The following is a 9,867-nucleotide window of genomic DNA, read 5'->3' as shown; positions in this document are numbered from 1 at the left end:
AAAAAGGAAGAATGTCTATGAGCTTGTATTTAGAAATACCAGATTGGCCATTATCGTTTCCTTTTCGAACCTTTGAAAATGTAGGTGAAATCATCGTACCACCTCATTGGCACAAAGAAATCGAAATTATTTTTGTGACCAAAGGATCAGTCAATATCGGGTATAATGGTCAAATTATTCAAGTACATGAAGGTGAGATATTTGTTATTGGAAGTGGCGAATCTCATTATTTTGTTGCTTCTCCGGGAAGTAATCGATTGGTTTTTCAGTTTGACTTAGCTCTTTTTCGGGATACGTTGTTCAAAGAAAAAGGGTATACAGAACTAGTTAAGTTGTTTGAAAAGGCGGAAAACCATAGTGTCAATTGGCCTTATGAAACAAGAGAGAAAGTTGTGAACTGTTTGAGGGAGTTATTTAAAGAGATGACACAACTAGAAGTAGGATATGAGTATGCCATGATTAGTCAATTATTAAGGTTAATGACCATTTATTATCGTGAAATTCCTTTTAAACAAGATCAAGCTAAAAAGGTGAGTTTTGTTGAAGCGGTTAATAATCATGACACACTTGAGCGATTAAATGCTATTTTTATGTATGTAGAAAATCATTTTACAGAAGGTATGACACTAGATGATATCGCAGAGGTTGTTGGGTTTAGTCCGTATTATTTTGCGCGATTTTTCAAAAAAAATACTGGGCAAACGTTTATGCAATTTTTAACAGATTACCGAATTAATCAAGCAAAATATATCTTGTCCCATGAAAAGATCCCGATGATTGAAGTGGCTGAAAAATCTGGATTTAGTAGTGTTAAGACATTTCACCATGTGTTTAAAGAGCAAGTAGGTGTATCACCATTGAAGTATCAAAAGTCAATATTCGGGAATAATTAAGCCCTAATCAAGGAAGAAACCCTTATCAAAGTTTTGTAGAATGAACGTACAAACAAAACGATGATGGGGGTTTTTTATAATGACATTAAAAATAGGAATAATTGGTTGTGGCGGGATAGCAACAAATAAACATATGCCAGCATTAAAAAAATTAACAGAGGTTGAAATGGTTGCTTTTTGTGATGTAAATGAAGAACGAGCGGATCAAGCAAAAGAAACATTTGGAACAACTGACGCGAAAATTTATACTGACTATCAAGAATTATTGAAAGATTCAAGTATTGATGTGATTCATGTGTGTACACCAAACAACTCTCATGCTGAAATTTCCATTGCCAGTCTTCATGCAGATAAACATGTCATGTGTGAAAAACCAATGGCAAAAACAAGTAAAGAAGCACGAGCAATGCTTGAAGCGGCAAAAGAAACAGGCAAAAAATTAACGATAGGTTATCAAAATCGTTTTAGAACAGATTCAAAATACTTACATGAAATTTGTTCAGACGGAGAGTTAGGAGATATTTATCTAGGAAAAGCTCACGCTATTCGTCGCCGAGCAGTTCCTACTTGGGGAGTTTTCTTAGATGAAGAAGCACAAGGTGGAGGTCCCTTAATTGATATTGGAACACATGCTTTAGATTTGACACTATGGATGATGGGTAATTATAAACCTAAATATGTGGTAGGGAATGCCTATCATAAATTATCGAGTACAAAAAATGCGGCTAATGCTTGGGGACCTTGGGATCCAGAGAAGTTCAAGGTAGAGGATTCTGCCTTTGGTTTTATTACAATGGAAAATGGCGCATCAATTATGTTAGAAGCTAGTTGGGCATTAAATAGTTTAGACGTGGGAGAGGCTAAAACCAGTCTTTCAGGAACAAAAGGTGGCGCTGATATGAGAGATGGTCTAAGGATAAATGGAGAAGATCGTGGTTTATTATATAGTCGTCAAGTAGAACTTGAAACAGGTGGTGTTGATTTTTATGACGGAGAAGGAGCAGATCCTGCTAGCCTTGAAGCAGAGTCATGGATTAATGCCATTATTAATGATACAGAACCAGTTGTAAAGCCAGAAGAAGCACTGGTTGTAACAGAAATTTTAGAAGCTATTTACAAATCATCTGAATTAGGTGAACCAGTATTTTTAACTAAATAACCAACAAAGAAAGGATGAATGACAATGAAATTAGGCGTATTTACTCCCTTGTTTAATAATTTAAATTTTGACGAAATGATTGAAGAGGTAGCAAAAAGAAAATTGCAAACTGTTGAGATTGGCACAGGAGGCTCACCAGGTTCTGCTCATTGTGATGTGGATAAATTGTTAGCTAGTAGTGACGAGCGAAAAGAGTATTTAGCTAAACTTCAAGATAAAGGATTAGAAATCAGTGCCTTTAGTGCACATCATAATCCAATTTCACCAAAACCAAGTGAAGCTAAAGAAGCAGATGAATTGCTACGTAAAACAATTAAGTTAGCGTCATTAATGAATGTTCCTGTAGTTAATGGTTTTTCAGGTGTTGCAGGTGGCAATGACACTGATACAAGTGTTAACTGGCCGGTACTTCCTTGGCCAACTGATTATACAGACATCTATCAGTATCAGTGGGAGAAAAAATTAATTCCATACTGGAAAGACATTAACAAAGAATGTGAGACAGCAGGTGTTAAAATCGGGATTGAATTACATGGTGGTTTTTTAGCCCATACGCCTTACACAATGCTTAAATTAAGAGATGCGGCGGGTAACAATATTGGTTGTAATCTAGACCCTTCTCACTTATGGTGGCAAGGAATTGACCCAGTAGGTGCCATCAAAATATTAGGCAAAGAAAATGCAATTCATCACTTCCATGCCAAAGATACTTATTTGGATCAAGATAATATTAATATGCATGGTTTAACTGATATGCAACCATATAGTGATGTACAAACACGTTCTTGGACCTTTAGATCCGTAGGTTGTGGGCATAGTATGGAAGAGTGGTCTAATATTATTAGTGCTCTTAGACTATATGGTTATGATTACGTGTTGAGTATTGAGCATGAAGATCCAATCATGTCGATTGATGAAGGATTTGATCGTGCGGTAACTAATTTAAAATCAATTATGATTAATGACCAACCAACAGATTTATGGTGGGCTTAGTTAGGAGGATTGAAATGCGTGTAATTAATTTAGTTGTGATTGGCTATGGCGGCATGGGGAGTTATCATGCCCGTGAGCTGATTCAAGAAGTCGATGGCGTAAAAGTGAGTGGTGTGTATGATTGTGATTCTAGTCGTTTAAAGATGGCTCAACAAGACGGATTTAAGATATATTCACAATTAGAAGACGTCTTATCCGATGAAATGGTTGATGCTGTTTTAATCGCAACACCTAATGATTCCCATAAAGACTTGACTATATCCGCACTAAGAGCCGGTAAACATGTGGTGTGTGAAAAACCAGTAATGATGAATACAAAAGAGCTAGATGAAGTACTTCTTGTTGCTAAAGTAGAAAATAAAATATTTATGGTTCATCAAAACAGACGCTGGGATAATGATTTTTTGATTATTCGAGACTTGTATCAACACCCAAAAGTTGGAGAGTTATTCCAAATTGAATCTCGTGTACAAGGGGCTAATGGAATTCCTGGTGATTGGCGTCATTTAGAGGTTCATGGTGGTGGAATGGTTCTTGACTGGGGTGTTCATTTATTAGATCAACTACTGTTTATGGTGGATAGTAAACTTAAAACAGTTGCAGCTGATTTAAGTTATGTACTAGGTGATGAAGTGGATGATGGGTTTATTAGTTACTTAACTTTTGAAAATGGTGTTAAAGCTATAATCGAGGTGGGAACAACCAACTTCATTAAACTTCCAAGATGGTATGTTCGTGGGTTTGAAGGTGCTGCGGTGATAAACGATTGGGATTTATCTGGTAAAATAGTTAAACAAACAGGGATGATTGATCATCATAATTTAGTACCAATTCAAGCAGGGCAAGGATTAACCAAAACGATGGCACCACCGTCAGAAGAGGCGACAACAACATTAGCAATTGAAGAGATAGCACCTGATTTTGATGCATTCTATTATAATTTTTATGATGTTGTTAGAAATCAAGCAGAACCAATTGTAAAAAACGAGGAAGTTCATCGGGTACTACGCTTAATTGAAACTATTTTTGAAGCAGGAAAAAAACAAGAAGTGATGTTATTTGAATAAATAAAAAAGTAGTGTTATCTACGTTTGGCTATTCCGATTTCGAATAGCAACTCGCTATTTTGAAATTTATTTTTTTCCTTTTACATCAATCGTTCAATCGGTTTTTTAAACAAAAAAAAGAAACAAAACCAATTTTTGATTTTGTTTCTTTTTGACGTTCTTGATAATTATGAAATGTTATTCTTTCAAAGGTTTTAATAATCTTAAACCATTGAATAAAACAATTAATGTACTACCTTCATGAGCGATGATACCTAAAGGTAAACTCATTTTGCCCATGATATTTAAAACAACAAGTAAGGCAACAATGAACATTGAAAAGGCGATATTTTGCATAACCACTTTATCTAAATGTTTAGAAATACGGTGAGCATAACTTAATTTAGTTAAATCATTTTTCATTAAGACAACATCTGCTACATCAATGGCGATATCAGTTCCTTCACCCATCGCAATTCCGATATCAGCTTTAACAAGGGCAGGAGCATCGTTGACACCATCACCAACCATTGCAGTTGATCCGTATTTACTTTCCAAGTTTTCGACAATAGCTGATTTGTTTTCAGGGAGTACGTTACCAACAACTTCATCCATACCTAATTGATTAGCAACAGCACGACCTGTTTTTTCAGCATCTCCTGTAATCATTGTAGTATGAATACCTTGTTCTTTAAGGTAAGAAATCACTTTTTTAGCATTTTCATTAGGTAAGTCCATCATAGCAATTAAACCAACAACTACATCATTTTCAGAGAAGTAAACGACTGTCTTACCATCTTCTGAATAAGTGTGATTAAATTGTTCAATTTGACTAGGAACTTGTTTAAATTGAGCAGGCTTACCAATACGGTATGTTTTTCCGTTATAAGTAGAAACCAAACCTTTTCCGATTTGGTTCTCAATATCAAGAGCTAATACTTCAGTCACTTTAATATGTGCCAAGATAGCATTTGCTAAAGGATGGTTAGCTTGTTTTTCCATTGCTGCAATAATATTTAAGTAATGAGCTGAATTACCTTCGTTTTCAATAGAGAAGAATACATCTGTTACTTTAGGTTTTCCTTCTGTTAATGTTCCAGTCTTATCAAAAGCGATAGCACGAATGCCTTCTAAGTTTGATAAGAAAGAACCACCTTTAAATAGAACGCCGCGTTTAGCTAAGTTTGAAATACCTGATAATGTTGCAGGAACATCACTTGCAGCAAGGGCACAAGGTGAAGCAACAGTTAAGAAGACCATTCCTTTATAAAAACTATCGTACCAAGTGTGACCAAAAATAAGTGGCATCGCAACAATATAAAGTGTCACAATAATCATGACCGCAGTTACATATTTAGGTTCTAACTTTTTAATTTTAGTTGCTTTTTTAGAAAGATTAGATTGTGATTGGTTAACTAATTGTAAAATTTTAGCAAATACAGTGTCTGAACTTTCTTTTGTCACTTCAATGGTAATGGCGCCATTGCCGTTAATTGTACTACCATAAACATCATCACCAACAGTTTTTTCAGCAGGAACACTTTCTCCGTTAATAGAAGATTCATCAATAGCAGTATAACCAGAAATAATACGACCATCTGTTGGAATTTGATCTCCATTTAAAACTTTTAGTTGATCTCCAATTTTTAATGTCGAAACATCAACAACTTCAGTTGAGCCATCTGCTTTAATTAATCTCGCTTCTGTAGGATTCATTTTCATTAAGTTAGTGATTTCTCGTTTACTTTTACCTTCAGCATAATCTTCTAAGAAATGAGCACCAGCGAAAATAACAATTAATAAAGCACCTTCCTTAAAATCCCCAATAACAGCAGCACCAAAAGCGGCTAAAGTCATTAAAATATGAACATTGGGTGTGAATTTGCGATTTTCTTTAGTTTGACTAATGGTATCTTCAAATCCTTCAATAATAATATGATAGCCAGATAGAAAAATAGTAGCAGTGGCTAAAATGTTTTGGAAAATCCCTTCGGCTATAAAAAGACTAGCGATATAAGTTGCTAAACCAATAAAGAATAAAACAACTGGTAATTTTCCGTGATCATGTTCATGGTCGTGTCCACTATGATCATGATTGTGTTCGTGATTATGATCGTGGTTGTGATCATGTTCTTTATGTGTTTCGTTGTGAGTCATAGATTGTGACATTATAAACTCCTCCTTTTAATATATGTAAAAATTGTCATATGAACATTTATTCATATCTAAATTATAAGACGAACTACAATAAAATGCAAGGGATAACTCAAAAAAGAAACAAAAAAAACAACGATAAATTTATCGTTGTTTTACTATTAGTTATTAGCCAACCTCTTTTTGTAAATGGTCGTAATCATGATTAGCAATATCAATTTGACCTACTTTTTCAAAGCCATTATTTAAATAAATTCGACGCGCATTATCGTTGATTTTATCAACGTTTAAACCGACAACATGGCGATCATGTTGTTTGGCAAGTTCTGGTAACGCATCAAGTAATTCTCTAGCTACACCTTGTCCTCTAAAATCAGGAGAGGTAACTAAGGTATCAAGATACCATTCATTTTTAAATGTTTCTTCATCGTTAAATAATTTGTACTCTTCTGTTAAATCATGTTCAAGTAGAAGGTTAATAAAAGGTACATCAATTGTTTTTTCCATGTGATCAGGGTAACCAAAAGCCACACCTGCTACTTTTCCATCAAGTTCTTTAACAATCGCGTTACTAAAACCGTAACGGTAGTTAGGTTCTTCAATGTAGGCTTTAACTAAAAGTTCTTTGACTTTTTCTTCAGATAATTTATTAAAAATATCTAGTTCCATATCTCGTAATACAATCATGACTAAATCCATTGCTTCGCTAGCATCTTTAGGTTCTGCTAAACGTATCATAGGTAACAGTCCTCCTTAATAATCTTAAGATACACTTTATCATGGAGTATTTTTAGTTGCAAGTCAGATAGTCTAATTATTATCTATATTATATAGAAGAAATAGGGAATAAATCGAAATGATTTAAATGAAATGACAGAATAGGCTTGCTATTTAACTCATCAGATTATATAATGTTTGAGTGTGTATTTTAAATACATTTTTTTTATTGAAATGTGGGAGGAGAAATTTCCATCTCCACTAAACCACATCACGGACTTAAGGAGGTATGTCTCGTGGCAAAGAAAGTAGAAAAATTAGTTAAGTTACAAATTCCAGCAGGAAAAGCAACTCCAGCACCACCAGTTGGACCAGCATTAGGTCAAGCAGGTATTAATATCATGGGATTCACAAAAGAATTCAATGCTCGTACAGCTGATCAAGCAGGTTTGATTATTCCAGTGGTAATTTCTGTATATGAAGACCGTTCATTTACATTCATTACAAAAACACCACCAGCTGCAGTATTATTAAAAAAAGCTGCTAAAATCGATAAAGGTTCTGGTGAACCAAATTCTAAAAAAGTTGCTAACGTAACTCCAGAACAAGTAAAAGAAATTGCTGAATTAAAAATGCAAGACCTAAACGCAGCTGACGTTGAAGCAGCAATGCGCATGGTAGAAGGTACTGCACGAAGCATGGGTATCACTGTAGAATAATTTTTATTCTATTGATACTTAGAAGTAGCTTCTCAGTCGGTTTATACTGAAAGGTATAAATTCCGTGGGAGGTTCAACCGTTATAACCACAATCAAGGAGGAAACAAAATGGCTAAAAAGAGTAAAAAAATGCAAGAAGCATTAAAAAAAGTAGACGTAGTAAAAGAATATTCTGTAGCAGAAGCAATTGCTTTAGCTAAAGATACTAACATTGCAAAATTTGACGCAACTGTAGAAGTTGCTTATAACTTAAATGTTGACCCTAAAAAAGCAGACCAACAAATTCGTGGGGCTGTTGTATTACCAAATGGTACAGGTAAAACTCAAACAGTTTTAGTTTTTGCTAAAGGCGAAAAAGCTAAAGAAGCTGAAGCTGCTGGAGCTGACTTTGTTGGTGATGCTGACATGGTTGACAAAATTAAAGGTGGATGGTTTGGCTTTGACGTAGTCGTTGCAACACCAGACATGATGGCACAAGTTGGTCAATTAGGACGTGTCTTAGGACCTAAAGGCTTAATGCCAAACCCTAAAACAGGAACTGTTACTATGGATGTAACAAAAGCTGTTGAAGAAGTTAAAGCTGGTAAAGTAACTTACCGTGTTGACAAACAAGGTAACATCCATGTTCCAATTGGTAAAGTATCATTTGATGATGCTAAATTAATTGAAAACTTTAACACAATTAATGATGTAATCCTTAAAGCAAAACCTGCTGCAACAAAAGGTCAATACATTAAAAACTTAACAGTTACAACTACATTTGGCCCTGGCGTTAAAGTAGATAAATTTTCTTTCTAAAAAAACTTGTCCTAGACAGCTATATGTGATATAGTTGTCTAGGTTATAATAACTGTACCGAAGACAGTAGGTGACGTAAGTCTTAATTTCCTACCGAGGACCATATTGAATGAATCAATAGTCCCTCTATGTCAACGGTGGCATGGGGTTTTTTTATATAGAAAATTCCACCATCTACTAATTAACGGAGGTGAAAATAAAATGAGTGAAGCATCAATCGTAAAAAAAGCTCAAGAAGTTGAAGTTGTTACTGCTAAGCTAAAAGAAGCTGCATCTGTAGTAGTTGTTGACTACCGTGGATTAACAGTGGAACAAGTAACAGAATTACGTAAACAATTACGTGAAGCAAACGTTGAGATGAAAGTTATCAAAAATGGTATCTTACGTCGTGCTGCTGAACAAGCTGGTTTAGAAGGTATGGGCGATGTATTCGTTGGACCTACAGCCGTAGCGTTCAGTAATGATGACGTGGTTGCTCCAGCTAAAATCATGAATGATTTCGCTAAAGGTGCGGAAGCATTAGAAATCAAAGGTGGTATTATCGAAGGAAATGTTTCTTCAATCGAAGAAATTATTGCTCTTGCTAAATTACCTAATCGTGAAGGTTTACTTTCTATGTTACTTTCTGTCTTACAAGCACCAGTCAGAAACGTTGCATACGCAGTTAAAGCTGTATCAGAATCAAAAGAAGAAGAAGTTGCTTAATTGTAACTTTACTTTAAACTAAAAAAATATAAATTAATCGTAAAGATTATAACGGAGGAAAACATAATGGCATTAAACGTTGAACAAATTATTGCTGATTTAAAAGAATCAACTATCTTAGAATTAAATGATTTAGTAAAAGCTATTGAAGAAGAATTTGGTGTATCTGCTGCTGCTCCTGTAGCTGCTGCTGGTGCTGGTGAAGCATCTGCTGCTGCAGAACAAACTGAATTCACTGTAGAATTAACTTCTGCTGGAGATTCAAAAGTTAAAGTTATCAAAGCAGTTCGTGAAGCAACTGGTTTAGGTCTTAAAGAAGCTAAAGCTTTAGTTGATGGCGCTCCTGCACCAATCAAAGAAGGCGTTTCTAAAGACGACGCTGAAGCATTAAAAGCTTCTTTAGAAGAAGTTGGCGCTTCAGTAACAGTAAAATAATTTTAAAAATTATTTATCAAAAGGCAGATCTTAAAGGTCTGCCTTTTTTATTTTGTTATTAGAACGGCAAGTAAGCTACTAACAATTGTTGTGGAAAAGTTAACTAAATCATTTGTAACCCAAGAATAACCTTTAATTAATTGGTTGTTCTTTTTTTGTTCTGTGAATTCATTGTGGATAAGTTAATGGACTTTCTGAAAATAGACTAAAAATGAAAAAGCAAGTTGTGGATAACAAACTACCAATAA

The 9,867-nt window shown here is 34.8% G+C and carries 10 protein-coding genes and 1 other annotated feature; of the genes, 8 read left to right on the top strand and 2 right to left on the bottom strand.

Annotation, left to right across the window (positions count from 1 at the left end; translation table 11 throughout):
• Positions 1-17: 17 nt before the first annotated feature.
• From RR554_RS11345 to RR554_RS11330, 4 genes are all read left to right on the top strand, one after another.
• Complete coding sequence (locus tag RR554_RS11345; protein WP_332468054.1) at positions 18-893, top strand: AraC family transcriptional regulator; 876 nt, start codon at positions 18-20, stop codon at positions 891-893.
• Positions 894-972: 79 nt separating this feature from the next.
• The gene (locus RR554_RS11340) at positions 973-2,052 is read left to right on the top strand and encodes a Gfo/Idh/MocA family protein (RefSeq protein WP_332464424.1); all 1,080 of its coding nucleotides are present in this window, start codon (positions 973-975) and stop codon (positions 2,050-2,052) included.
• A 24-nt stretch (positions 2,053-2,076) separates the two neighbouring features.
• Entirely contained in the window at positions 2,077-3,045 is a 969-nt protein-coding gene (locus RR554_RS11335; protein ID WP_332468053.1) for a sugar phosphate isomerase/epimerase family protein, read from the top strand.
• Between the two features lie 14 nt (positions 3,046-3,059).
• A complete protein-coding gene (locus RR554_RS11330; protein WP_332468052.1) occupies positions 3,060-4,112 on the top strand; it encodes a Gfo/Idh/MocA family protein in 1,053 nt (350 codons plus the stop codon).
• 177 nt (positions 4,113-4,289) lie between these two features.
• Here RR554_RS11330 and RR554_RS11325 read toward each other — a convergent pair whose 3' ends face one another.
• Together RR554_RS11325 and RR554_RS11320 are read right to left on the bottom strand one after the other, a co-directional pair.
• Positions 4,290-6,260, bottom strand: coding sequence for a heavy metal translocating P-type ATPase (locus RR554_RS11325; protein WP_332464421.1), 1,971 nt, complete (start codon positions 6,258-6,260; stop codon positions 4,290-4,292).
• 153 nt (positions 6,261-6,413) lie between these two features.
• Positions 6,414-6,983, bottom strand: coding sequence for a GNAT family N-acetyltransferase (locus RR554_RS11320; RefSeq protein WP_332464420.1), 570 nt, complete (start codon positions 6,981-6,983; stop codon positions 6,414-6,416).
• A gap of 275 nt (positions 6,984-7,258) precedes the next feature.
• Between RR554_RS11320 and rplK the strand changes: the two genes are divergently transcribed.
• From rplK to rplL, 4 genes are all read left to right on the top strand, one after another.
• Positions 7,259-7,681 (top strand): 50S ribosomal protein L11, encoded by a 423-nt coding sequence (gene rplK / locus RR554_RS11315; RefSeq protein WP_332464419.1) that lies wholly within the window; start codon positions 7,259-7,261, stop codon positions 7,679-7,681.
• A gap of 108 nt (positions 7,682-7,789) precedes the next feature.
• Positions 7,790-8,479, top strand: a complete 690-nt coding sequence (gene rplA, locus RR554_RS11310; protein ID WP_332464418.1) for a 50S ribosomal protein L1 — start codon at positions 7,790-7,792, stop codon at positions 8,477-8,479.
• Between the two features lie 39 nt (positions 8,480-8,518).
• Positions 8,519-8,642, top strand: a sequence feature (ribosomal protein L10 leader region).
• Positions 8,643-8,680: 38 nt separating this feature from the next.
• Positions 8,681-9,184: a 50S ribosomal protein L10 gene (gene rplJ, locus RR554_RS11305; protein WP_332464417.1), complete on the top strand. Its 504-nt coding sequence runs from the start codon at positions 8,681-8,683 to the stop codon at positions 9,182-9,184.
• Between the two features lie 66 nt (positions 9,185-9,250).
• The gene (gene rplL, locus RR554_RS11300; protein WP_332464416.1) at positions 9,251-9,619 is read left to right on the top strand and encodes a 50S ribosomal protein L7/L12; all 369 of its coding nucleotides are present in this window, start codon (positions 9,251-9,253) and stop codon (positions 9,617-9,619) included.
• The last annotated feature ends 248 nt before the right edge of the window (positions 9,620-9,867 follow it).

The sequence above is a fragment of the Vagococcus sp. genome (genome assembly GCF_036639995.1).
Lineage (GTDB): Bacteria > Bacillota > Bacilli > Lactobacillales > Vagococcaceae > Vagococcus.
Note: the sequence above shows the minus strand (reverse complement) of the source record. Positions and strands in the feature narration are given on the sequence as shown.